This window comes from Streptomyces oceani (assembly GCF_001751245.1).
Taxonomy (GTDB): domain Bacteria; phylum Actinomycetota; class Actinomycetes; order Streptomycetales; family Streptomycetaceae; genus Streptomyces; species Streptomyces oceani.
This window is the reverse complement of record NZ_LJGU01000114.1, coordinates 157393-182804: the sequence shown is the minus strand read 5'-3', so window position 1 is coordinate 182804 and position 25412 is coordinate 157393. Positions and strand designations below refer to the sequence as shown.

Annotated in this window: 21 protein-coding genes; 18 read left to right on the top strand and 3 right to left on the bottom strand. The window is 72.2% G+C overall.

Features of this window, described 5'->3' with window-relative positions; genetic code table 11:
- Nucleotides 1-50 precede the first annotated feature (50 nt).
- Together AN216_RS08070 and AN216_RS08065 are read right to left on the bottom strand one after the other, a co-directional pair.
- A complete protein-coding gene (locus tag AN216_RS08070) occupies nt 51-725 on the bottom strand; it encodes a response regulator (protein ID WP_070195908.1) in 675 nt (224 codons plus the stop codon).
- Nucleotides 722-1960 (bottom strand): sensor histidine kinase, encoded by a 1239-nt coding sequence (locus tag AN216_RS08065; protein WP_070195907.1) that lies wholly within the window; start codon nt 1958-1960, stop codon nt 722-724. Before AN216_RS08065 ends, AN216_RS08070 begins: the two co-directional genes overlap by 4 nt.
- Before the next feature lie 193 nt (nt 1961-2153).
- Here AN216_RS08065 and AN216_RS08060 point away from each other — a divergent pair, with 193 nt between their 5' ends.
- Complete coding sequence (locus AN216_RS08060) at nt 2154-2927, top strand: class I SAM-dependent methyltransferase (protein WP_070195906.1); 774 nt, start codon at nt 2154-2156, stop codon at nt 2925-2927.
- An 80-nt stretch (nt 2928-3007) separates the two neighbouring features.
- Nucleotides 3008-3490, top strand: a complete 483-nt coding sequence (locus AN216_RS08055) for a phosphatase domain-containing protein (protein ID WP_170843061.1) — start codon at nt 3008-3010, stop codon at nt 3488-3490.
- Nucleotides 3491-3560: 70 nt separating this feature from the next.
- Here the strand turns inward: AN216_RS08055 and AN216_RS08050 are convergent, their stop codons facing one another.
- A complete protein-coding gene (locus tag AN216_RS08050; RefSeq protein WP_070195905.1) occupies nt 3561-4277 on the bottom strand; it encodes a class I SAM-dependent methyltransferase in 717 nt (238 codons plus the stop codon).
- Between the two features lie 260 nt (nt 4278-4537).
- On the opposite strand from AN216_RS08050, the gene AN216_RS08045 reads away from it, so the two are divergent.
- The 16 genes from AN216_RS08045 (at nt 4538) to AN216_RS07970 (ending at nt 25271) form a co-directional block, all read left to right on the top strand.
- The gene (locus AN216_RS08045; protein ID WP_070195904.1) at nt 4538-5719 is read left to right on the top strand and encodes an ROK family transcriptional regulator; all 1182 of its coding nucleotides are present in this window, start codon (nt 4538-4540) and stop codon (nt 5717-5719) included.
- A 323-nt stretch (nt 5720-6042) separates the two neighbouring features.
- The gene (locus AN216_RS08040; protein ID WP_070195903.1) at nt 6043-7587 is read left to right on the top strand and encodes a sugar ABC transporter ATP-binding protein; all 1545 of its coding nucleotides are present in this window, start codon (nt 6043-6045) and stop codon (nt 7585-7587) included.
- On the top strand, nt 7581-8591 hold the full coding sequence (locus AN216_RS08035) for an ABC transporter permease (protein ID WP_079166384.1): 1011 nt from the start codon (nt 7581-7583) through the stop codon (nt 8589-8591). The genes AN216_RS08040 and AN216_RS08035 overlap by 7 nt, the downstream gene beginning before the upstream one ends.
- The gene (locus AN216_RS08030) at nt 8588-9658 is read left to right on the top strand and encodes a substrate-binding domain-containing protein (RefSeq protein WP_070195902.1); all 1071 of its coding nucleotides are present in this window, start codon (nt 8588-8590) and stop codon (nt 9656-9658) included. Before AN216_RS08035 ends, AN216_RS08030 begins: the two co-directional genes overlap by 4 nt.
- Nucleotides 9659-9806: 148 nt before the next feature.
- Nucleotides 9807-10970, top strand: coding sequence for a Gfo/Idh/MocA family protein (locus AN216_RS08025; RefSeq protein WP_070195901.1), 1164 nt, complete (start codon nt 9807-9809; stop codon nt 10968-10970).
- 126 nt (nt 10971-11096) lie between these two features.
- A complete protein-coding gene (locus AN216_RS08020) occupies nt 11097-12107 on the top strand; it encodes a sugar phosphate isomerase/epimerase family protein (RefSeq protein WP_070195900.1) in 1011 nt (336 codons plus the stop codon).
- A 424-nt stretch (nt 12108-12531) separates the two neighbouring features.
- The gene (locus AN216_RS08015; RefSeq protein WP_070196110.1) at nt 12532-15033 is read left to right on the top strand and encodes a PQQ-dependent sugar dehydrogenase; all 2502 of its coding nucleotides are present in this window, start codon (nt 12532-12534) and stop codon (nt 15031-15033) included.
- A gap of 12 nt (nt 15034-15045) precedes the next feature.
- Nucleotides 15046-16419, top strand: a complete 1374-nt coding sequence (locus tag AN216_RS08010) for a ThuA domain-containing protein (RefSeq protein WP_070195899.1) — start codon at nt 15046-15048, stop codon at nt 16417-16419.
- 519 nt (nt 16420-16938) lie between these two features.
- The gene (locus tag AN216_RS08005) at nt 16939-18042 is read left to right on the top strand and encodes an inositol-3-phosphate synthase (RefSeq protein ID WP_070195898.1); all 1104 of its coding nucleotides are present in this window, start codon (nt 16939-16941) and stop codon (nt 18040-18042) included.
- Complete coding sequence (locus tag AN216_RS08000) at nt 18039-18914, top strand: SCO3242 family prenyltransferase (protein WP_070195897.1); 876 nt, start codon at nt 18039-18041, stop codon at nt 18912-18914. The genes AN216_RS08005 and AN216_RS08000 overlap by 4 nt, the downstream gene beginning before the upstream one ends.
- The gene (locus AN216_RS07995; RefSeq protein ID WP_070195896.1) at nt 18911-19846 is read left to right on the top strand and encodes a sugar phosphate isomerase/epimerase family protein; all 936 of its coding nucleotides are present in this window, start codon (nt 18911-18913) and stop codon (nt 19844-19846) included. Before AN216_RS08000 ends, AN216_RS07995 begins: the two co-directional genes overlap by 4 nt.
- Nucleotides 19843-20568, top strand: a complete 726-nt coding sequence (locus AN216_RS26645; protein ID WP_420855700.1) for an EboA domain-containing protein — start codon at nt 19843-19845, stop codon at nt 20566-20568. The genes AN216_RS07995 and AN216_RS26645 overlap by 4 nt, the downstream gene beginning before the upstream one ends.
- Nucleotides 20568-21422: a TatD family hydrolase gene (locus AN216_RS07985; RefSeq protein WP_070195895.1), complete on the top strand. Its 855-nt coding sequence runs from the start codon at nt 20568-20570 to the stop codon at nt 21420-21422. Before AN216_RS26645 ends, AN216_RS07985 begins: the two co-directional genes overlap by 1 nt.
- Before the next feature lie 2 nt (nt 21423-21424).
- Nucleotides 21425-22687, top strand: coding sequence for a metabolite traffic protein EboE (eboE, locus tag AN216_RS07980; RefSeq protein ID WP_070195894.1), 1263 nt, complete (start codon nt 21425-21427; stop codon nt 22685-22687).
- Nucleotides 22684-24192, top strand: coding sequence for an alkaline phosphatase family protein (locus tag AN216_RS07975; RefSeq protein WP_079166382.1), 1509 nt, complete (start codon nt 22684-22686; stop codon nt 24190-24192). The genes eboE and AN216_RS07975 overlap by 4 nt, the downstream gene beginning before the upstream one ends.
- Entirely contained in the window at nt 24189-25271 is a 1083-nt protein-coding gene (locus AN216_RS07970) for a sugar phosphate isomerase/epimerase family protein (protein ID WP_070195893.1), read from the top strand. The genes AN216_RS07975 and AN216_RS07970 overlap by 4 nt, the downstream gene beginning before the upstream one ends.
- The last annotated feature ends 141 nt before the right edge of the window (nt 25272-25412 follow it).

Below are 25412 nucleotides of genomic sequence, written 5' to 3'. Positions count from 1 at the left end.
ACCTCCCGCCGGGCTCCTCCGTCTGATGGCGGCGTCCCGGCGGCGCCGCCTCACGGCAGCAGGCGCTCCCGGTTGGCGGCCGCCACCGCCCCGGCCCGGGTGTGGACGCCGAGCTTGGTGTAGATGCGGCCGAGGTGCGTCTTGACCGTGGCCTCGCTCAGGAACAACGAGCGGGCGATCTCCCGGTTGCCGAGGCCCTCGCCGAGCCGGGCGAGGATGTCGCGTTCTCGGGCGGTCAACGCGGGGGCGGGGGAGCGCAGTCGGGAGAGGACGCGGTCCGCGATCGAGCCCGAGAGGGCGGTGCGGCCGGCCGCCGCGTCCTGGATTGCGGCGAAGAGCCGTTCCGGCTGCTCGGCCTTGAGGAGGTAGCCGGTCGCTCCCGCCTCCACGGCCCGGGCGATGTCCGCGTCGGTGTCGAACATGGTCAGGACCAGCACCGCCGGGCCGTCCTCCGCGACTGAGGCCGAGGCCGAGGCCGCGGCCGGGTCCGTCTGGCCGCCGGTCAGCGCGCGGGTGGCCGCGACGCCGTCCATGCCCGGCCCCAATTGCAGGTCCATCAGCACCACGTCCGGCCGCAGCGCCGCCGCCATGGTCAGCGACTCCTCGCCGCTCGCCGCCTCCCCGACGACGTCGATCCCCTCGGTGCTGGAGAGCAGGGCACGCAGCCCGGCCCGGATGACGGCGTGGTCGTCGCAGAGCAGCACCCGGACGACAGAGGAGGTCACGACGCCCGCTCTTCGGCGGCTCGGACGGCCGCGGGGACGGACACCGTCACCACGGTTCCCGCGCCCGGGGCCGTCTCGACGGTGAGCGTCCCGCCGACCTTCCGGGCACGTCTCCGCATGCCGGTGAGGCCCTGCCCGCGACCCGCCGGCCTGTTACGGGACGACGGCTGCCGGGTGTCGAAGCCGCGTCCGTCGTCGGCGATGTCCACGGTGCTGCCGTCCTCCAGACAGGTAAGGGTGATGACGACGCGCGTCGCCTGGGCGTGTTCGCGGGCGTTGGCCAGCGCCTGTTGGGCCACGCGCAGCAACGCCGTCTCGACGGGGTCCGGCAGCGTACGCGGGCCGCCGTGTTCGGCGTCGAGCCGGAACTCCACCAACGGGCGCCGCCCGCCCTCGGATGCGGCGAGGTTCCGAAGCGCCTGCACGAGGGAGTCCTCGGCGAGGTCGAGCGGGGTGAGGTCCCGGACGAACCGCCGGACCTCGGTGAGCGCGCGTTCCGCCGAGGCGGCGGCTTCGTCGACGTAGGTGTGCGCGGTCTGCGGTGCCTCCCGTCGGTGGCGTCGCGCGGCCTGAAGGAGCATCTGCTGGCTGGAGAGGCTCTGGGCGAGCAGATCGTGGATCTCGGTGGAGAGCCGCTCACGCTCGGCGAGGACGCCCGCGTGTCGTTCGGAAGCCGCCAACTCGCCGCGGGTGCGTACCAGATCGGCGACGAGGCGGCGTTGTCGCTCGGTCTGCCGGCGACTGTGCACGAGGACGGCCGTGGCCACCGTGCCGAGCCCGATCGGCGCGATCACCAGGTTCGGGTTGAACCCCTCCGTCGCGATGCGTACTTCGGAGACCACCACCAGGACGACCAGCAGCCCCGCGAGCGGCACCGCGAGCCGTACCGGCAGCCGGTGCAGCCCGGTGAACAGCAGCGGCATGGCGCACCAGGTGGCGCTCGGCTCGACGGCGAGCAGCACCATCCAGAGGGCGAGGACCGTGCCGAGCCACCACAGGTGGCGTGCGGTGGGACGCTCTCCCGCCCCGGGCGGCGCGGCCCACAACTGCCCCACGAGGTAGAGGAGTCCGAAGCTGAGGAACAGCGCGAGGACCCACCACGTGCGGGCTCCCTCGTACGGTTCGTGGGTCAGCAGGCGGGCGACCGCGCCGCCCAGCAGCAGCACGAAGGCCGAGTGCAGCCCGAGGGCGAGCCAGCGCGCGTCGGGGTCCGACTCCGTCCCGTCCCGCCGCACTGTTCTCCCTCCCCCGCTCACGTCCGGCCTTCAGCTATACCGCCACGGGCCGGGCGGAACATCAACCGATCGGTTGACACCACATGGCCCGTACCGGCTCCCACGTGCGGCTGATCGCCCGATGCCGGTACGGGGCCGCTCGCCAAGACTCGGAGGTCAACCGCATCACACGCTATCGAGCCGGAGCTACGCCATGCCCAAGAACCTCACGGCCAACCGCTCCTCCCTCAGCCACCGCCTCTCGTACGCGCTACGGCACCCCGGCCGGGTGCCGCGACACCTGCGCCGTACCAGTCGGGACGCCTGGCTGCGCTACCGGTCTCCGGACCATGTCGCCTACTACCGGGCGGTCATGCGCTCGGACACCCGGCGTGACCCGGACCTGGCCGTGGGCGGGCGCGGCCGCGAGCGCTGGCTGGCGCTCGGGAAGATGCAGTTCGACTACCTGCTCGAGCACGGACTGCGCCCCGAACACCGGATGCTGGAGATCGGCTGCGGGAACCTGCGGGCCGGCTGGCGGTTCATCGACTACCTGGAGCCGGGCCACTACCACGGCGTGGACATCTCGCCCGACATCCTCTTCGCCGCCCAGGACACGCTGCGGGAGCGCGCTCTCCAAGGCCGGCTGCCCGTCCTGACGCCGGTGCGCGACCTCACCCTCGGGTTCCTTCCGGAGCAATGGTTCGACGTGATCCACGCCCACAGCGTCTTCTCGCACTCCCCGTTGTCGGTGATCGACGAGTGCTTCGCCCACGTCGGCCGTGTCCTGGCGCCCGACGGCTGGTTCGACTTCACCTTCGACCGTACGGAGGGTGAGGAGCACCACGCCCTGCGCGAGGACTTCTACTACCGCACCCGGACCCTGCTCGACCTCGCCCGCCAGCACGGCCTCACCGCACGCTTCATGGACGACTGGGAGGCCCTGCCGCACGGGCAGTCGAAGATCCGCGTCGCCCGGCGCGGTTGACGGTCCGCGAGCCCTGCGGGCTGTCCCGGCGTAGCCTGACGGCATGGCACTGACGAAGCCCGCCGGGCCGGGGAACTGAGATGTCCTCGCGTCCGCTGGCGGTGTTCGACCTGGACGGCACCCTCTCCGACACCCGGCACCGGCTGTACCTGGTGGAGTCCGCGCCGCGCGACTGGAACGCCTTCTTCCGCGCCGCCGGCGACGATCCGCCGCTGCCCGCCGGCATCGCGCTCGCCCGGGAGTGGGCGGAGAGCTGCGACCTGGGCTATGTCACCGGTCGTCCGGAGCGGTGCCGTAAGGCCACCGAGCGCTGGCTCCGCGAGCAGCGGCTGCCGACCGGCGAACTGTGGATGCGCGGTGCCAGCGACCGACGGCCCGCCCGGGTGACCAAGCCGCAGCTGCTGCGGCGGCTCGCGGCCAACCGGCGGATCGCCGTGGTGGTGGACGACGACGAGCAGGTCTGTGACGCGTACCGGCGTGCCGGATTCCGGGTGCTGCGGGCCGACTGGATGCCCGGCTCCCAGACGCTCGACCAGGCGCAGGAGGGGCAGGGCCGTACGTGATCCAGGCCCACGGGCGTACGTGATCCACGCGCCCGGTCGTACGCGTCCGGGGCCGGGCGGGAAGCGGCGCTCAGTCGCCCCGCCGCACGCAGGTGTAGCTGCCGAACGCGCTGGCATGGAAGGCGGTGTGCGTGATCTCGAAGCCGGCGGCGTCCAGCATCGGCTCCAGCAGCCAACGGAAGGTGCTGAACTCCGTCCGCAGGTGCGCCGCGTAGTCCGCCCGGGTGTAGCCGCGCGTACGGTCGTGGGCCGCGCCGTCCAGCCAGCGGTTCACCACGGTGTCCACGTCGGACGGCGCGCAGTCGAAGACCAGGTCGTGCAGGCGCAGCACGCCGCCGGGCCGCAGCATTCCGGCGATCCGGTCCAGCGCCACCACCTTCCAGAGGTCCGGCAGTTGGTGTAGCGCGTTGCGGGTGTGCACGGCGTCCGCCGGCGGCCCCTGGTGCGCGTAACTGAGGAAGCCGGCGGACACGCAGCGCACCCGCTCCGCGTCGGGCGCGGTGAGGCGGGAGCGCAGCGCGTCCAGCATCGCGGGCGACACGTCCACGGCGACCACTTCTCCGAACTCCCGTGCCGCGGGCAGGGTGAACTGTCCCGTGCCGGCGGCGAGGTCGACGACGGTGGACGACTCGCCGAGACCGTGCGCCCGTAGGGCGGCCAGGTCGGCGGTGGCGTCCGGGTGGCCCTGCTTGCGGTCGTACCCGGACACGAAGTCCGGGTCGAGGTGTTCGGGGCCGGCATGGGCGGTCTCGTCGAGGTACCAGTCGGGCGTGCTCTCGGTGCTCATCGGGGGAGGTTTGCAGAGCGCGCGGCTCGCCGCAGCGGGTTTTCGCCGGAGTAGCCGCGTCCCGCCGAGCGTCGGCGTCCCCGGCTCGTCTTTGTCCCGTAACAGGAAGAAGTACGACTGAGTTGTGCACAACTTCTTCCAAGTGTCGCGCCTCACTGCTACGTTCTGTGGGTAATCCCGGAGGCGTACAAGCCGCTTCTCCGGGTCATCCAGGCCGGGTTTCCCCTGGCCGGGCGGGAAGGAGGGACAGCGTGCGACGTATGACAGCTCGTCCGGCCAACGCGCACCAGGCGCGGTTGCTGCGGGCGTTGCGAGACAGCGGTCCCAACTCCCGCGCGCAGCTGGGCGACGAGACGGAGCTGTCCCGCTCGAAGCTCGCCGTCGAGGTGGACCGGCTGCTGGAGACCGGACTGGTGGTCGCCGACGGGCTGGCAGCCTCCCGCGGCGGGCGGCGTTCGCACAACATCCGGCTGGCCCCCGGCCTGCGTTTCCTCGGCGTGGACATCGGCGCCACCTCGGTCGATGTCGCGGTGACCAACGCCGAGTTGGAGATCCTCGGACACCTCACCCACCCGATGGACGTACGGGAGGGGCCGGTCGCGGTCTTCGAGCAGGTCCTGAACATGGTGCAGAAGCTGCGGGACTCCGGTGTCGCCGACGGTTTCGACGGCGCCGGCATCGGGGTGCCGGGTCCGGTGCGCTTCCCGGAGGGGGTGCCGGTGGCGCCGCCCATCATGCCGGGCTGGGACGGCTTTCCCGTACGGGAAGCGCTCAGCCAGGAGCTGGGCTGCCCGGTGATGGTGGACAACGACGTCAACCTGATGGCGATGGGCGAGCAGCAGGCCGGGGTCGCCCGCTCCGTACGGGACTTCTTCTGCGTGAAGATCGGCACCGGCATCGGCTGCGGCGTCGTCGTGGGCGGCGTGGTGCATCGCGGCATGACCGGCAGCGCGGGCGACATCGGGCACATCCAGGTGGACCCGGAGGGCCGCCAGTGCGCCTGCGGCAATCGCGGCTGCCTGGAAGCACACTTCAGCGGTGCCGCGCTGGCCCGGGACGCGGAGGCCGCCGCCCGGGAGGACCGGTCGGTGGAGCTGGCCGGTCGGCTCGAGGCGGCTGGTCGGCTCAGCGCCGCGGACGTCGCCGCCGCCGCGGCGGCGGGGGACGGCGTGGCGCTCGACCTCATCCAGGAGGGCGGCGCGCGCACCGGCCAGGTCATCGCCGGACTGGTCAGCTTCTTCAACCCCGGGCTGGTGGTGATCGGAGGCGGTGTGACCGGCCTCGGGCACCACCTGCTCGCCAGTATCCGTACGCAGGTGTACCGCCGGTCCCTCCCGTTGGCCACCGGCAACCTGCCCATCGTGCCGGCCGAGTTGGGGCCGGCCGCCGGGGTCACCGGAGCGGTCCGGCTGATCAGCGACCACCTCTTCTCGCCCGCCTGACTCCGACCGCCTGACGGCCCGGACGGCCCTGACCAACCCGACGGCCTCTCACGTACGTGCGCATCCGGTACCGCCGCCGACGGTTACCGGCGACCGACCGGCACGACCACATCCTTAGCCGACCGCGGTGGCGTGGCGGCAGCGTCTCCCGGCAGCCCGGCTGCCCGTAGGAAACGCGCTCGCCACCGCCCGGCGCACCTCGCGTCGTACGTACGGAGCGACCCGCACCGAGCACCGACACCGTCCGCATCGCCAGTACCGCCCCGTACCGCCAGTACCGCCCGCACTGCCCCGCACTGTCCGCACGCACGGAGGGCACCGCCATGGCGCCACTGCTCACGATGACCGGCATCACCAAGTCCTTCCCGGGCGTACGCGCACTCGACGGCGTCGACCTGGCGGTCGAGGCCGGCGAAGTGCACTGCCTCCTGGGTCAGAACGGCGCGGGGAAGTCCACCCTGATCAAGGTGCTCGCCGGGGCGCACCAACCGGACGAGGGCCGGATCGAGTGGCGGGAGGAGCCCGTACGGCTGTCGAACCCGGTGGCCGCCATGCGGCTGGGTATCTCCACCATCTACCAGGAACTCGACCTGGTGGAACACCTGTCGGTGGCCGAGAACATCTTCCTCGGCCACGAGATCGCCCGACACGGCCTCGTCCGGCCCCAGGAGGCGCGTCACCGCTCGACCGAACTGCTGGGCCGGCTCGGTCACCCGGAGATCGACCCGGAAGTGCTGGTCGGACGGCTCTCCGCGGCCCACCAGCAGGTGGTGTCGATGGCGCGGGCCCTGTCCCACGACGTACGGCTGCTCGTCATGGACGAGCCCTCGGCGGCGCTGGACCCGGATGAAGTGGACAACCTCTTCCGTATCGTCGCCGACCTGACCTCGCGGGAGGTCGCGGTCGTCTACATCTCCCACCGGCTGGAGGAGATCCGGCGGATCGGGGACCGGGTCTCCGTGCTCAAGGACGGCCGGGTCGCCGCCGGCGGCCTGGCGGCGCGTACGACGGACACGAAGCAGGTCGTCGCGCTGATGACCGGCCGCGAGATCGAGCGCCCCTTCCCGCCGAGGCGGCACGAGGAACCAGCGCCGACGACCCCCGCTCCAGGCTCAGGGCCAGCCCCACCCCCGACTCCCGTCCTGCGGACCGAAGGTCTCGCCCGCCAGGGCGAGTTCAGCCCCCTCGACCTGACACTCCACGCGGGCGAGGTCGTCGGTCTCGCCGGGCTCGTCGGCTCCGGCCGCTCGGAGATCCTGGAGACCGTCTACGGCGCCCGTCGTCCCACCGCCGGCCGCGTACTGGTCGACGGGCGGCCGCTGCGCCCCGGCTCGGTGCCGGCGGCCGTACGCGCCGGCATCGGCCTCGCCCCGGAGGAACGCAAGGCCCAGGCGCTGCTCATGCTGGAGTCCGTCACCCGCAACGTCTCGGTCTCCACACTGGCCCGGTTCGCCACCGGCGGCTGGCTGGACCGTACGCGGGAGCGGCAGGCGGCACACGCCGGCACCCGCGACCTCTCGCTCAGCCCCGACGACCCGGACCGCCCCGTACGCACCCTCTCCGGCGGCAACCAACAGAAGGTGGTCCTCGCCCGCTGGCTGCTGCGCGAGTGCCGGGTGCTGCTGCTCGACGAACCGACCCGCGGCGTCGACGTCGGCGCCCGGGCCGAGCTGTACGCCCTCGTCCGCCGCCTGGCCGAGGAGGGCGTGGCCGTCCTGCTGGTCTCCAGCGAAGTGCCCGAGGTGCTCGGCCTCGCCGATCGGGTGCTGGTGCTGCGGGAGGGCCAGGTCGTTCACACCGCCCCCGCCCAGGAACTGGACGAGCACCGGGTCCTGGACCTCGTCATGGAAGGAAGCGCGTCGTGTTGAGCACCACGACCAGCCCGGAGACGGGGCGTGCGCCGCGGTCTCCGGACAAGCGAAGGCGCGGGATTCCCCTCGCCCATCTCGACCTGCACCATGTCTCGCTGCTCGCCGTCCTCGGGGTCCTCGCCCTGATCGGTGGGTTGACCCAACCCAGTCAGTTCCTGAGCACCGACAATCTCCAACTGATCCTCACCCAGGCGTCCGTGATCGGCGTGGTCACCGTCGGCGTCACCTTCGTCATCATCGGCGGCGGCATCGACCTGTCGGTTGGCGCCATCGTCGCGCTGGCGTCCGTGTGGTGTACGACGGTGGCCACCCAGGAGTTCGGCCTCGCCGGCATGCTGCTCTGCTCGCTGCTGGTCGGACTCGCCTGCGGGCTGGTGAACGGGGTACTGATCGCGTACGGCCCGATGGTGCCGTTCATCGCGACGCTGGCCATGCTCGCCTCCGCCCGCGGCCTCGCGCTCCAGATCAGCGACGGCAAGACCCAGGTGGTCACCGTGCAGCCGGTGCTCGACCTGGGGCTGCCGGACGCGTACGTGCTGGGAATACCGCCCCTGGTGCTGGTCTTCGCCGTCGTGGCGGTGCTCGGCTGGCTGGTGCTGAACCGCACCACCTTCGGCCGCCGCACGGTCGCCGTCGGCGGCAACCCCGAGGCGTCCAGGCTCGCCGGCATCGCGGTCAAACGCCAGCGGCTGCTGCTCTACCTGGTCTCCGGGCTCTGCTGCGGCATCGCGGCCTTCATGCTCGTGGTGCTGACCGGCTCCGGCCAGAACACCAACGGCGACCTGTACGAACTGGACGCCATCGCCGCCGCCATCATCGGCGGCACCCTCCTCAGCGGCGGACGCGGCACCATCACCGGCTCCGTGCTCGGCGTGCTCGTCTTCACCACCATCACCAACCTGTTCGCTCTGAACAACCTGCAGACCGATGTCCAGCAGATCGCCAAGGGCGCCATCATCGTCGCCGCCGTCCTGGTCCAGAAGGGTCGTAACAGCGCATGAGACAACCACGACAGACCACCGGAACGTCCCTCTCTCCCCGGTCCTCCCGGCGCAACCTCCTCTTCGGCACCGCCGCCGCCGGCGCGCTGCTCGCGACCGGCTGCACCAGCAACGAGAACAACAACGCCGAGGGCGACAAGCAGGCCGCCGACGTCGCCGACGACAAGCCCGGCAAGGAGGTCACCATCGGCTTCGCTGGGCCCCAGGCGGACCATGGCTGGCTGAACGCCATCAACCAGCAGGGCAAGTCACGGGCCGAGGAGTACGAGGACGTCACGCTGGTCAGCACCGAGGGCTCGAACGACACCGCGCAGCAGATCGGCCAGATCGACACGCTGATCAACAAGAAGGTCGACGTGCTCGTCATCCTGCCCGCCGACGGCAAGGCACTGACCGGGGCCGGACTGAAGGCCATGCGCTCCGGCATCCCCGTCGTCAACCTGGACCGGGTCTTCAACTCGCCCCAGGCATACCGCTGCTGGATCGGCGGCGACAACTACGGCATGGGACTGAACGCCGGCAACTTCATCGGCGAACGACTCAAGGACACGAAGAACGCGAAGGTCGTCGAACTGGCCGGCCCGGACAACCTGCCCCTCACCAGGGAACGTACCCAGGGCTTCGACGACGCGCTCAAGAACTACCCGAACGTGAAGAAGGTCGCCCGGCAGGCCGCGGAGTTCACCGTGGAGTCCGGACAACAGAAGATGTCGGCGCTGCTCCAGGCTGAGTCCCGGTTCGACGCGCTGTGGAACCACGACGACGACCAGGGCGTCGGAGCCGAGCGAGCCATCAAGCAGGCCGGCCGCGACGAGTTCCTGATGGTCGGCGGCGCCGGATCCAAGCGTGCGATGCAGAGCATCCAGGCGGACGACACGGTGCTCAAGGCCACCGTGCTCTACCCGCCGACGATGGCCGCCTCCGCGATCGACCTCGCCCGCGCGCTCGGCCAGGGCAAGGGCGTCAGCGGACTCGCCGAACTGGAGATCCCCGCCTCGATCACGCTCTTCTCCGCCGTGGTCACCAAGAAGAACGTCGAGGACTACCTGCCGCTCGGCTTCACCTGACCCCGGACCGCTCACAGCCGCCAACGGCCAACCACCGGCCGACCGCCCCCCGGTCGGCGGGTCGGCGGGGACGGCCGGTGGGTTGACCGCCACCGCACCCGTGCCGCTCCAGCAGGAACGGCACCGTTCTCCACCAGGGAGGAGCTTCATGCCGCAGGACACCTCGACACCCACGCTGGGTGTCGGAATGGTCGGCTACGCCTTCATGGGAGCCGCCCACTCACAGGGCTGGCGCACCGCGGGCCGGGTCTTCGACCTGCCGCTGCGTCCGAGGATGGCCGCGCTGTGCGGGCGTGACCCGGACAACGTACGGGAGGCGGCCGAGCGGCTGGGCTGGTCCGCCACCGAGACCGACTGGCGTGCCCTGATCGAGCGGGACGACGTGCAACTCGTCGACATCTGCACGCCCGGCGCCAGCCACGCCGAGATCGCCATCGCGGCTCTGCGCGCGGGCAAGCACGTGTTGTGCGAGAAGCCGCTGGCCAACTCGGTGGCGGAGGCCGAGGCCATGGTGGCCGCCGCCCAGGACGCCGCGGCCAGCGGGCAGCGCGCCATGGTGGGCTTCAACTACCGCCGCACGCCCGCCCTCGCCCTCGCCCAGCGCATGCGCGCCCAGGGACGACTCGGCGAGCTGCGGCACGTACGGGTCAGCTATCTGCAGGACTGGCTGGTGGACCCGGAGTTCCCGCTCGCCTGGCGGCTGCGTCGGGAGGTCGCGGGCTCGGGCGCGCTGGGTGATCTGGGCGCGCACGCCGTGGACCTGGCGCAGTACCTCGCCGGCGAGGACCTGGAGGGGGTGTCGGCGCGGACCGAGACCTTCGTACGCGAACGGCCGCTCCCCGGGGACACCACGGGGGCGTACGGGCCGGTCACCGTGGACGACGCGGCGCTCTTCCACGGCCGGTTCGGCTCCGGCGCGTTGGCCTCCTTCGAGGTGAGCAGGTGCGCCGCGGGGCGGCGGAACGCGCTGCGGGTGGAACTCAACGGCACCCGTGGCTCGGTGAGTTTCGACCTGGAGCGACTGAACGAGCTGCACTTCCACGACCACACGACGGAGCCGGGCGAGGCCGGCTTCCGCCGCATCCACGTCACCGAGGACAGCCACCCCTACCTGGCCGCCTGGTGGCCGCCCGGGCACGGCCTCGGATACGAGCACACCTTCGTGCACCAGGTACGCGATCTCGTGCACGCCGTCGCCGAGGGCACCGAGCCCCGGCCGTCCTTCGCCGACGGCCTGGGGGTTCAGCGGGTGCTCGCGGCCGTGGAGGAGAGCGCCACCAAGAACAGCGTCCTGACCCCCGTGAAGGCCTGACCCCGTACGTACCGACGCCCGTACGTACCGACCCCCGTACGTACCGACGCCCCGACCGCGGGCCTTGGCACGCTCGCGCCGGGTCACCGCGTGCCCGACCACTCGTCTCGTCACCAAGGAGAGCTGATGCCGAGATCCTTCACCCTGTTCACCGGGCAGTGGGCCGATCTCCCACTGGAGGAGGTGTGCCGACTCGCCCGGGACTTCGGCTACGACGGCCTGGAACTCGCCTGCTGGGGCGACCACTTCGAGGTGGACCGCGCCCTGCGGGAGCCCGGCTACCTCGCCGGCCGGCACGAACTGCTGGAGAGGTACGGGCTGCGCTGCTGGGCCGTGTCCAACCACCTGGTCGGACAAGCCGTCTGTGACGCCCTCATCGACGAGCGGCACCAGGCCATCCTGCCCGACCGGATCTGGGGGGACGGCGAACCGGAGGGCGTGCGCCGGCGGGCCGCGGCCGAGATGGCCGACACCGCGCGTGCGGCGGCGGCCTTCGGGGTGCGTACGGTGGTCGGTTTCACCGGCTCGTCGATCTGGCACCTGGTGGCGATGTTCCCGCCCACCCCGCCGCACATGGTGGAGCGCGGGTACGCCGACTTCGCCGAGCGCTGGCATCCGGTGCTCGACGTCTTCGACGCGGAGGGCGTGCGGTTCGCCCACGAGGTGCACCCCGGCGAGATCGCGTACGACTACTGGACCACCCAGCGCGCCCTGGAGGCGGTCGACCACCGGCCCGCCTTCGGCCTGAACTTCGACCCGAGCCACTTCGTCTGGCAGGACCTGGACCCGGCCGGCTTCCTCTACGACTACCGGGACCGCGTCTACCACGTGGACTGCAAGGAGGCCCGGCGCCGCCTGGACGGCCGCAACGGACGGCTTGGCTCGCACCTGCCCTGGGGCGACCCGCGCCGCGGCTGGGACTTCGTCTCGGCCGGACACGGCGACGTCGCCTGGGAGGACGTGTTCCGGATGCTGCGTGCCATCGGCTACGAGGGACCGGTCTCCGTCGAGTGGGAGGACGCCGGTATGGACCGGCTACAGGGTGCGCCCGAGGCTCTGCGGCGGTTGCGGGCGTACGACTACGAACCGCCGCGCGCCTCCTTCGACGCGGCCTTCGGTGGTGCCGAGGAGAGCTGACCCCCTTAGAGCGTCCGGCAGTAGGTGGGCGGCGTCGGCCGCCGACGCCTGGCGTCTGGCGGCGTTGTCGTCGGTCGACAGCGCCTCCGGCTGCCTCCCTCCTCCGTCTTGCCGGACTTGGGCCTCGACGCCCTCCTTCCTCCACCCACCTACTGCCGGACGCTCTTATGCCACAAGGCTTTGTCCAGGCGCGGGATAAAGCCAACTTCCTATTTGTGAAAGGGGTTTCCGAACTAGACGAAGATGGCTACCGTCCTCGGAGGAGCACGAACCGCGGCTGCCCCCTCACCCCTCAACCGCAGCCCCGAACCCCGTACTCATCCGGGACGAAACCGACACCGGCCGAGCGAGACCGACACCGGCCGAACCGAGAAACCCGGCGCGACGGCGCGCGCCTGTGCCAGGCAAGACGGTCAACGACACCATGTCACCCGCCGTTAGACCTCCCAGGAGGACACGCGTGCACAGGAAACACCGTAGATTCCGCACCCGACTCGCGGGCTTCGCGAGCGCCCTGCTCATCGGCGGCCTGGTCGCCGGTGTCACCCCCGGCCAGGCGGACCCCGCGCACGCCGCGGAACCCGCCGCCGAGGAGTCGGCCGCCGCCCAGTTCCAACAGGTCACCCTCGCCAAGGGAAAGACCGAGATGGGCGAGCCGATGACCATGGCCGTGCTGCCGGACCGCTCCGTGCTGCACACCGCGCGGGACGGCGTCGTCCGGCTGACCGACGAGGGCGGTACGACCAGCGTCGCCGGCGAGATCCCGACCTACCGTCATGACGAGGAGGGCCTGCAAGGGATCGGCGTCGACCCCGACTTCACCGAGAACCGCTTCGTCTACCTCTACTACGCGCCGCCCATGGACACCCCGGAGGGTGACGCCCCGGAGACCGGCACGGACGCCGACTTCGCACCGTTCGACGGTGTCAACCGGCTCTCCCGGTTCGTCCTCAAGGAGGACGGCACGCTGGACACGGGCAGCGAGACCAAGATCCTCGACGTGCCCGCGAACCGCGGCCTCTGCTGCCACGTCGGCGGCGACATCGCCTTCGACACCGACGGCAACCTCCTGCTGTCCACCGGGGACGACACCAACCCCTTCCAGTCCGACGGCTACACGCCCATCGACGAACGCGCCGACCGCAACCCCGCCTTCGACGCCCAGCGGTCCGCCGGCAACACCAACGACCTGCGCGGAAAGATCCTGCGGATCAAGGTCGGCGCCGACGGCTCGTACGACATCCCGGAAGGCAACCTCTTCGAGCCCGGCACCGAGAAGACCCGGCCCGAGATCTACGCCATGGGCTTCCGCAACCCGTTCCGGATGAACGTCGACAAGTCCACCGGCACCATCTACGTCGGCGACTACGGCCCGGACGCCGGCACCGCCGATCCAGCCCGCGGGCCGTCCGGCCAGGTCGAGTTCAACCGGATCACCGAGCCCGGCAACTACGGCTGGCCGTACTGCACCGGCAAGAACGACCCGTACACCGACTACGACTTCGACGGCGGCACCTCCGGCGAGTCCTTCGACTGCGCGGCGCCGGTCAACGACTCGCCGCACAACACCGGCCTGGAGAAACTGCCCCCGGCCAAGGGCGCGTGGATCGCGTACGACGGTGACTCCGTGCCGGAGTTCGGGGACGGCTCCGAATCCCCGATGGGCGGACCCGTCTACCAGTACGACGAGCAGCTGGACTCCAAGGTGAAGTTCCCCGAGGAGTACGACGGCGACTTCTTCGCCGGCGAGTTCGGCCGCAAGTGGATCAAGCGGATCGAGCAGGGCGCGGACGGCGGCGTGCAGTCCATCAACGACTTCCCCTGGAAGGGCACCCAGGTGATGGACATGGCCTTCGGCCCCAAGGGCGCGCTGTACGTCCTCGACTACGGCACCGGATACTTCGCCGGGGACGAGAACTCCGCGCTCTACCGGATCGAGAACGCCACCGACGGGCACTCCCCGGTCGCCGAGGCCACCGCCGACGTGACCAACGGCCAGGCGCCGCTCGAGGTCGCCTTCTCCGCCGAGGGCAGCAGCGACGGCGACGGCGACAAGCTGACCTACTCCTGGGACTTCGGCGACGGCGAGACCTCGGACAAGATCTCCCCGACGCACACCTACCAGGAGAACGGCGTCTACACCGCCACGGTCACCGCCACCGACCCCTCCGGACGCACCGGCACCGCCTCCGCGCACGTCACCGTCGGCAACACCGCGCCCACCGTGGAGATCCAACAGCCCAAGGACGGAGAGCTGTTCTCCTTCGGCGACAAGGTGCCGTACGAGGTCAAGGTCAGTGACCCGGAGGACGCCGAGATCGACTGCTCGAAGGTCAAGGTGACCTTCATCATCGGACACGACACCCACGGTCACCCGCAGACCTCGGCCAACGGCTGTTCCGGCACCCTGCAGACCAAGTCGGACGGCGAACACGATCCCAACGCCAACATCTTCGGCGTGCTCGACGCCGAGTACACCGACGACGGCGCCAACGGACAACCCGAACTGACCACCCACGACGAGGGCATCCTGCAGACCAAGCAGCGGCAGGCCGAACACCACGACGACGCCGAGGGCGTCAAGGTGATCTCGCAGGACTCGGCCCACGGCGGCAAGGCAGTCGGGGAGATCCACGACGGCGACTGGATCGCCTTCGAGCCCTACGCCCTCACCGGAGCGACCGAGTTCAGCGCCCGCGTCGCCTCCGACGGAGGCGGCGGCACCCTCGAAGTACGCGCCGACGGTCCGGACGGCACCCTGCTCGGCAGCGCCGAGGTTGCCGACACCGGCGGAGGGGAAACGTACGAGGAGGTCACCGCGCCGCTGCAGAACGTCCCCGAGGACACCACGAAGCTGCACCTGGTGTTCAAGGGCGGCGACGGAGCGCTCTACACCCTCGACGACTTCACCTTCACCACGAGCTGAGGGGAGTGACTGATGAGACCGAAACGCACCCCGGCCGTGGCGCTCGCCTCCGCCGCGCTGCTCCTGGGCGCCATGGCCGTGCCCGGCCAGACCGCCAGCGCATCCGCCGAATCGGCACCGCCGGGCGGCGGCCCGGTGGCGGCGACGGAAGACCCCCGGATACTGGTCTTCTCCAAGACCGAGGGCTTCCGCCACGACTCCATCCCGGACGGCATCACCGCGCTGACCGAGCTCGGCGACGAGCACGGCTTCACGGTGGACGCGACCGAGGACGCCGGCCGGTTCACCACGAAGAACCTCGAGCGGTACGCCACGGTGGTGTTCCTCTCCACCACCGGGGACGTGTTGAACGCCCAGCAGCAACGGGCCTTCGAGGACTACGTCCAGGAGGGCGGCGGCTACGTCGGAGTACACGCCGCCGCCGACACCGAGTACGACTGGCCGTTCTACGGCGAACTGGCCGGCGCGTACTTCGACTCGCACCCGCCCGTCCAGCCCGCCACGGTGCGCGTCGAGGACCACGCGCATCCCGCCACCGCGCACCTTCCGCACGAGTGGCAGCGAACCGACGAGTGGTACAACTACCGCAGCAACCCGCGCGACCGAGCCCGGGTGCTGGCCAGCCTCGACGAGGACTCGTACACCGGCGGCACCATGGACGGCGACCACCCGATCGCCTGGTGCCAGGAGTACGAGGGCGGGCGGGCCTTCTACACCGGGAGCGGCCACACCAAGGAGTCGTTCGCCGACGACGCCTTCCGGCAACACCTGCTCGGCGGCGTGCGGTACGCCACCGGCGCCACCCAGGCCGACTGCCGGCCCGAACAGGGCTACACGCCGCTGACCGGGCCAGGCGACACGGACGGCTGGCAACAGGCCGGGCCCGGATCGTTCCGCCAGGCCGAGGACGGCACCCTGACCAGCGTCGGCGGCATGGGCCTGTACTGGTACGGCACCAAGGAACTCTCCGCCTACTCGCTCAAGCTGGACTGGCGGATGGCCGGGGACGACAACTCCGGGATCTTCGTGGGCTTCCCGGCCTCCGACGACCCGATGTCCGCGGTCGACAACGGCTACGAGATCCAGATCGACGCCACCGACGACCCTGCGCGCACCACCGGGTCCGTCTACGGCTTCCAGGCAGCCGACATCGAGGCCCGAGACGCGGCACTCAACCCGCCGGGGGAGTGGAACACGTACGAGATCCGGGTCGAGGGCGAGCGACTGCGCGTCTTTCTCAACGGCGAACTGATCAACGACTTCACCAACGAGGACCCCGCACGCAGCCTCACCGACGGGCACATCGGCCTGCAGAACCACGGTGATGCCGACGAAGTGTCCTTCCGCGACGTCCGGTTGAAGGAACTACCCACGCCCGCCCCCTGACCCTGCCCGCCACCGTGCCCTGGCCGGACCGAATCCCGGCCGGGCCGCCGACCCGTCGCCGGAAGCCCGAGGGGGGTTACCGGCGACGCCGGCGGCGGGTGCGGAGAACGCCGACTCCCACCCGCCGTCCCCCTTCCTCTGCACTCGGTTCACCCTCTTTGCGCTCGGTTCGCCTCCGGGCGCTCGTACCCGGTGTCGACTGGTTGTGCTCGGTTCGCCTCCGAGCGCTCGTACCCGGTGTTGACACTCCTCGACACTGCACTCGCTCGCAAGCTCGCTCATTTGGTCTCGTCACTTTCAACACCGGCGCGCTCTTCGGCTCACTCGCTGTACCCACAGAACCGCGGGTGGGGAGGCGGGCGAACCCTCGGAGGAACACCGGACTGTTGGGGCGGGGGCTGAAGCGGCCGGGCGGGGAGCGGGCGAACCCGGAAGCAACAGGACCGCGAGGACAGGAGCCGTACCGCAGAACCTGGAAGTGGGTTAGTCGGAATTGTTCGCAGCACAGGGAGGTAGAGGATGGTCGGGGAAAGAACCGGTGTGTGGCTGATCGGTGCGCGCGGCTCCGTCGCCACCACCGTCATCGCGGGCGCCGCGGCCGTGACCGCGGGCCTGCACCCGCCGACCGGCATGGTCACCGCGACCGAGCCGTTCGCCGACTGCCCGTTGCCGCCGGTGGACAGCCTGGTCTTCGGCGGCCACGATCCGGCCCCCACGCCGCTGCCCAAGCGGGCCGAGGAGCTGGTCGTCTCCGGAGCCCTGCCGCCCGGCCTGCCCGCCGGCGTACGGGCCGAACTCGCCGCGGCCGACGAGTCCGTACGTCCCGGCACCGAGCCGGCCGACCCACGGGGCGAGGAGCGGCTGGTGTCGGCGCTCGCCGAGGACATGACCGCGTTCGGCCAGACGCACCGGCTGGACCGCACCGTCGTGGTGAACCTCGCCAGCACCGAGGCCGCGCCCCTCGGCGCCGAGCTGCCGCCCAGCTCCCGGTACGCGGCCGCCGCGCTCCGGGCAGGCTGCGCGTACGTCAACTTCACGCCGTCCACCGGCCTGCACCACCCCAAGGTGCGGCACGCAGCGCTGGACTCCGGACTGCCGTACGCCGGCCGGGACGGCAAGACCGGACAGACGTTGCTGCGTTCCGTGCTCGCGCCGATGTTCGCGCGGCGCGCGTTGGACGTACGCGCCTGGTCCGGCACCAACCTGCTGGGCGGCGGCGACGGGGCCGCGCTGACCGACCCGGGCGCGGCGGCGGCCAAGAACGCCGGCAAGGAGCGGGTGCTCGCCGAGGAACTCGGTCAACTGCCGGAAGGCGAGGTGCACATCGACGACGTGCCGGCACTGGGAGACTGGAAGACCGCCTGGGACCACGTCGCCTTCGACGGCTTCCTCGGCTCCCGCATGATGCTGCAGACCATCTGGCAGGGCTGCGACTCGGCACTGGCCGCGCCGCTGGTCCTGGACCTCGTACGCCTGGTGGCCCGGGCACACCAACTCGGTGTGGCCGGACCGGTGACGGGCCTCGGCTTCTACTTCAAGGACCCCGACACCGGGTCCAGCGCCCTGTCCGAGCAGTGGCGGGACCTGCTGGCCCTCGGCGAGCGGCTGCGGGAGCCGGCGTGACGGGCGGACGGAGTCGTGCCGCCGCCTGGGCCCAACTGCTGCGGGTCTCGGCCCTGTGCAGCGTGCCCGGGGACGCGTTCGCGGGTGCCGCCGCCACCGGTGGCGGTGCGAACCGGCGGACCGCGCTGGCGCTCGGCAGCTCCCTGTGCCTGTACGAGGCCGGTATGACGCTGAACGACTGGGCGGACCGGCGTATCGACCGTGTCGAACGCCCCACGCGCCCGCTGCCGTCCGGCCGGATCAGCCCGACCGCCGCCCTCACCGCCGCCGGCACGCTGACCGCCGCCGGGCTCGGTCTCGCCGGGTGCGCCGGCCGGCCGGCACTCGGGGTGGCCACGGCGCTGGCCGGTTCCGTGTGGGCGTACGACCTCGGACTCAAGCACACCGCCGCCGGCCCCACCGCGATGGCCACCGCCCGCGCGCTGGATCTGCTGCTCGGCGCGACGGCGACCGCTGGCGGGCCCGCGCCCCGTACGGCCCGGCACGCCGCCGGGCTACTGGGCGCGCACACCCTCGCCGTCACCACCGTCTCGCGCCGGGAGACCACCGGGGGTTCCACCGCGTTGCCGCTGGCCGCCCTCGGGACGATGACCGCGGTGGCGTACGGCGCGGGGCGCCGCCCGGGACCGGGCGCGTACGCCACGTCCGCGCTGGCCGCCGGCTATCTCGCCACCGCGGCCCGGCCGCTCGCCCACGCGGCGCTCAACCCCTCACCGCCGCTCTACCAGCGGGCGGTGGGCGGCGGCATCCGCGCCATGATCCCCCTGCAGGCCACCCTCGCCGGGCGCGCCGGAGCGCCGCGCACCGCGGCCACGCTGCTCGCCCTGCTACCGCTGGCCCGCCGACTCTCCCGAAAGGTGAGCCCGACTTGACGCAGCCCGTATCTCCCCTGCGGCTGGCCTACGGCACCAACGGCCTCGCCGATCTCCGGCTGTCCGACGCGCTGGCCCTGCTCGCCGACCTCGGCTACGCCGGCGTCGGACTGACCCTCGACCACATGCACCTGGACCCGCTCGCCCCCGACCTGCGGCGCCGTACCGCCGAGGTGGCCGGAACCCTCCAGCGGCACGGATTGTCGGTCGCTGTCGAGACCGGCGCGCGCTACGTACTCGACCCGCGCCGCAAGCACCGCCCCAGCCTGCTCGATCCCGAACCGGACGGCCGGCGGGCCCGCGTCGACCTGCTGTGCCGCGCCGTACGGGTGGCCGCCGACCTCGGTGCCACCGCCCTGCACTGCTTCAGCGGGAGTACGCCGCCGGGCACTTCCGAGACGGCGGCGTGGCGGCGACTGACGGAGGGGATCGGCGACGTGCTGGCGGAAGCGGACCGGCTGGGCGTGCCGGTGGCGCTGGAACCGGAACCGGGCCATCTGGTCGAGGACCTGGCCGGCTTCCACCGGCTGCGCCGCGCCCTGGGGGAGCCACCGGGACTCGGCCTGACCCTCGATCTGGGGCACTGCCAGTGCCTGGAGGAGCTGCCGCCCGCCGAGTGCGTGCGTGCCAGCGCCCCCTGGCTGCGGCACGTGCAGATCGAGGACATGCGCCGTGGCCGGCACGAGCACCTGCCCTTCGGGGAGGGCGAGATGGACTTCCCGCCGGTGCTGGCCGCGCTGCACGAGGTCGCGTACGAGGGACTGGTCACCGTGGAACTGCCTCGCCACTCGCCCGCTGGACCCGAGCTGGCGGCGTCCTCGCTGCCTTTCCTGCGGGCGGCCGACCCGGCGTGCGAACAGCCCGTACGGGAGGGCGTACGTGAGTCCGCCGCTCGGGAATCGGCCGCGACCGCTCCGGAGCAGCGGTGCTGACCGGCGGCGGCCGGGAGGACCCGCTGCTCGACGAGGCGTACCGCTGGCTGTGCCGTCGTACGGACGCGGCCGGCAGGGACTGGCTGGACGAGGCCCTGGCCGAGGTCCGGCGCGCCGGCCCCGAGCCCGCGGCCACGGACGGGCCGGCCCCGCTACCGGCCTGGGAGGCGCACTTCGCCGCCGCCGGGCGCCGCTGCCGCCGTACGAAACCGGAGGCCGTGGGACCGCAGGCACCCGGCGACTCTGACATCCCTGACACCCCTGACAACGCTGGCGCCCCTGACGACCCCGCCACCGTGGCCCGGGTCCTGCTGCTGCACGCCGCCGGCGTCCGCACCGGGACCCTCACCCGGCTCTACACCCGCGGCACCGGCGCCGAACGCCGCGCCGTGCTGCGCGCGTTGCCCCACCTGACCGCCGGACCGGAGGCCCTGCACCTGGTGACGGACGCGCTGCGGACCAACGACACCCGGCTGATCGCTGCCGCCCTCGGCCCGTACGCCGCCACCCACCTTGACCCGCCCGCCTGGCGGCAGGCGGTCCTGAAGTGCCTGTTCACCGGGATACCCGTGGCGGCGATCAGCGCACTGTCCCGGCGCGCCGCCGGCGACCGCGAACTGGCCCGGATGCTCGCCGACTACGCCGCCGAACGCACCGCGGCCGGCCGGGACGTCCCCACGGACCTGTGCCACGTGCTGACGCTCACCGGGAAGGAGTCCTGATGCGCCTCTTCGACCCGCACATCCACATGACCTCCCGCACCACCGACGACTACGTCGCGATGCACGCCGCCGGGGTGCGAGCCGTCGTCGAACCCGCCTTCTGGCTCGGGCAGCCCCGCACCTCGCCCGACAGCTTCCACGACTACTTCGACTCGCTACTCGGCTGGGAGCCCTTTCGCGCCGCCCAGCACGGCATCGTCCACCACTGCACCCTCGCGCTGAATCCGAAGGAGGCCAACGACCCCCGCTGCGCCCCCGTGTTGGACACCCTGCCGCGCTACCTGCTCAAGGACTCCGTCGTCGCCGTCGGCGAGATCGGCTACGACGCCATGACCCCCGCCGAGGACGCCGCGCTCGCCGCCCAACTCGACCTCGCCGCCCAACACGGCCTGCCCGCCCTCGTGCACACCCCGCACCGGGACAAGGCCGCCGGGCTGGCCCGCACCCTGGATCTCGTACGGGAATCGGCGCTGCCGCCGGAACGTGTGCTGCTCGACCACCTCAACGAGACCACCGTCGCCGCCGCGGCCGACAGCGGCTGCTGGCTCGGCTTCTCCATCTATCCGCACACCAAGATGGACGAGCGGCGCATGGTGACCCTGCTCGCCGAGTACGCCTCCTGCCAGGACCGGATACTCGTCAACTCCGCCGCCGACTGGGGCCGCAGCGATCCGCTGAAGACCCGCCGAGTCGGTGACGCCATGCTGGCGGCCGGCCACCACGAGGACGAGGTCGACCAGGTGCTGTGGCGCAACCCGGTCGCCTTCTACGGTCTCAGCGGCCGGCTCGACCTGCGGCTGCCCGCGCCGGACAGCAGCCACGAAGGCAACTCCGTGCTCCGCGGCGGGGACTGACCATGCGCTTCCGGCACCCCGACGGCAGCACCGTCCACCTCGCGTACTGCACCAACGTGCACGCCGCCGAGGACCTGGACGGCGTCCTGCGGCAACTCGCCGACCACGCCGAACCCGTGCGTCGCCGGCTGCACCGGGACCGGCTCGGCATCGGCCTGTGGCTGGCCCGCGCGGCGGCGCGGGAACTGACCGCCGACCCGGCCGCGCTGCGCCGGCTGCGCGCCGCCTTGGACGCCCGCGGACTCGAGGTGGTCACCCTCAACGGCTTCCCGTACGAGGGCTTCGGCGCCGAGACCGTCAAGCATCGCGTCTACCGCCCCGACTGGACCGAGAGCGCCCGCCTGGACCACACCGTCGATCTCGCGCGACTGCTGGCCGGGCTGCTCCCGGACGACGTACGCGAGGGCACCGTATCCACCCTCCCGCTCGCCTGGCGCACCGGCTTCACCGAGCACGACCGTCGTACCGCGCTACACCAACTGAACACCCTCGCCGGGCGGTTGGACGCCCTGGAGGAGCTGACCGGGCGCAGTATCCGGGTCGGCCTGGAGCCCGAACCCGGCTGTGTCGTGGAGACCACCGACCAGGCCGTCGCCGTGCTCACCGACGCGCACGCGCCACCCGCCCGTCGCCTCGGCCTGTGTCTGGACACCTGCCACCTCGCCACCGCCTTCGAGGACCCCAGCACCGCGCTGACCGCGCTCGCCGGGGCCGGCGTCCCCGTCGTCAAGGCACAGCTGTCCGCCGCCCTGCACGCCCAGGAGCCACGGCGCGCGGACGTACGAGCCGCGCTCGCCGAGTACGCCGAGCCGCGCTTCCTGCACCAGACCCGGGCGGCGGTCGACCCGGCGGCCCGGAGCGACGAGGTGGCTGGAGACGGACCGGCGCTTCAGGGCGGCCCGGCGGCTCCGACCGGCCAGACCGGCCTGCCTGGTCTGACCGGCACCGACGACCTGGACGCCGCCCTCACCCCGGGCGCCCTGCCCACCGAGGTGCCCTGGCGCGCGCACTTCCACGTGCCGCTGCACGCGCCGTTACGCCCGCCACTGACGGCCACCCTGTCCGTGCTGCGGGACACCCTGACCGAACTGCTCGGCGGGCCGCGACCGCTGACCCACCACCTCGAAGTCGAGACGTACACCTGGCAGGCCCTGCCGGAAGGGCTACGCCCCCGCACCCGCGCACAGCTCGCCGACGGCATCGCGGCCGAACTCGCCGTCGCCCGGGACCTGCTCGCCGACCTCGGCCTCAAGGAGCTGCCGTGACGCCATCCGACCCGAATACGCCCTCCGCCTCGTCCGGTGGCGACGCCCCGCAGCCGTTGCTCGTACTCGACGTCGTCGGCCTCACCCCACGGCTGCTGGCCCACATGCCGCACCTGCGGTCGCTGGCCGAGAGCGGCTCGCAGGCGGCGCTGGGCACCGTCCTGCCGGCGGTCACCTGCGCCGCCCAGTCCACCTTCCTCACCGGGCTGCCGCCCTCCGGGCACGGCATCGTCGGCAACGGCTGGTACTTCCGGGAGCTGGGCGAGGTGCTGCTCTGGCGGCAGCACAACGCGCTGGTGGGCGGCGAGAAGCTGTGGGACGCCGCCCGTGCCGCCCACCCCGGCTACACCGTCGCCAACATCTGCTGGTGGTACGCCATGGGCGCGGACACCGACTGGACCGTCACGCCCCGCCCGGTCTACTACGCCGACGGCCGCAAGGAGCCGGACTGCTACACCCGACCGCCGGCCCTGCACGACGAACTCGAGGAAGTCCTCGGCACCTTCCCGCTGTTCACCTTCTGGGGCCCGCACGCCGGGCTGACCTCCTCGCGGTGGATCATCGACGCCACCCGCCACATCCTGCGCACCCGGCACCCCGACCTGGCGCTGTGCTATGTCCCGCACCTGGACTACGACCTCCAGCGGTACGGCCCCGACGACCCGCGGGCCCGTGCCGCCGCAACCGCCCTGGACGCCGCGCTCGCCCCGCTGCTGGCCGACGCCGCCGCCGAGGGCCGTACCGTCGTCGCGCTGTCGGAGTACGGCATCACCCCCGTCAACCGGCCCGTGCACCTCAACCGGGCGCTGCGCGAGGCCGGCCTGCTCGAGGTGCACACCCAGGACGGCATGGAGTACCTGGACCCCACCACCTCCCGGGCGTTCGCCGTCGCCGACCACCAGCTCGCGCACGTCTACGTCCGCCGCCCGGCCGACCTGCCGGCGGCGCGAGCCGCGCTCGCCGGGCTCGACGGCGTCGGCGAACTCCTGGACGAGCGGGGCAAGAAGGCGTACGGCCTGGACCATCCCCGAGCCGGCGAGCTCGTCGCGGTCGCCGAACCGGGCGCGTGGTTCACGTACTACTACTGGCTGGACGACGACCGGGCCCCGGACTTCGCCCGGCTGGTGGAGATCCACCGGAAACCCGGCTACGACCCGGTCGAGCTGTTCCTGGACCCGCACGACCCGTACGTGCGGCTGCGCGCCGCCACCGCGCTCGCCCGGAAGAAGACCGGCATGCGCTACCGGATGGCGGTCGTGCCGCTCGACCCCAGCCCCCTGGGCGGCAGCCACGGCAGGCTGCCGGACGACGCGGCGGAGGGGCCGGTGCTGCTCTGCTCCCGACCCGGCGCCGTACCCGAGTCGGTGGCGGCCACCGAGGTCAAGCGACTGCTGCTGGACCTCGCCGGCCTACGGGCCGAGCCGGTCAGCGCCCCGCACACCGCGACCGTCCCGTCCACCGACGCCATCCCGTCCACCCGACACACCACCGGAGGCACCCCATGACCCGACGTCCCACGCCCCGCCCGGACCTGACCCGCAGACTCCGCCGCCGTGGCCTCCTCGGCGTCGCCGCCGGCGCCACCGCGGCCTCTCTGTTGGGTACGGAACTGGGCGCCGGAACCGCCCGCGCCGCGGACGGCGCCTCGACGAGCCCGTCCGCTCGCGGCCACGGACGCCCCGTGCTGCCGCCCGGGCGGCTCGGCATCCAGCTCTACACCCTGCGGGACCAGGTGCGGTCCATCGGCTTCGGGCCGCTCTTCGAGGAACTGGCCCGCCAGCACTACGACGAGGTGGAGTTCGCCGGCTACACCCAGGGCACCGGCGAGATCAGCCTGCGCCAACTGCACCGGCTGCTGCGGGACAACGGGCTACGCGGCCTCGGCAGCCACGTCGGCTACCACGCCGACGGCGGTGACCCGGACGCGTACACCTTCGCCACCCGACTGGAACAGGTCCTCGACGACGCGCAGGCCCTCGGCCTGACCCACGTCGGCACCCCGTCGAGCCCGAACCGCTACGGTGACACCGTCGACGCGTGGAAGCGCGCGGCCGAGGAGTTCAACGTGTACGGCGCGGCGGCCCGGGCCCGCGGCCTGAAGTTCTACCAGCACAACCACGCCGACGAGTTCGGCTTCGCCACCGACCGCCCGGACGTACGGCTCTACGACCTGCTGCTGGAGGAGACCGACCCGGAGCTGGTGTACCTGGAGATGGACATCTACTGGGCCTTCGCCGGGCAGCACAAGTACAGCGTACGGCCGGACGGCAGCCCGGCGCCGTTCGAGCCGCTGGACTACGTGCGGGCGGCGCCGGACCGGTTCCCGCTCTTCCACGTCAAGGACGGGGAGCACGACGAGGACCTCCCGGACGGCTACCGGATGACCGACGTCGGCGACGGCGACATCGACTACCAGCACTTCCTCAGCGAGGTCGGCCGGCTTCCGGGCCACCGACGCCGGCACCACTGGGCGGTGGAACGTGACGACGCCGTCGACCCGGAGGCGAACCCCGCCGGCTCGCTCAGCACGGCCCGCCGCTCCAGCCAGCACCTGCGCGCGTTGCGTACCTGCGGGCGGGACTGACGAGGGCGAGCCTCTCGGGGCGCTACCGTGCAGTCTGGCGCGATTGGCGCCGCCCGCGAGGTCAGATCCGCGTCCGCGTCCGGAGAACGGGGGAACTGAGGTGAGGGGAGCCCGCACGACTTGTTATGGTGTCTCGGCGAC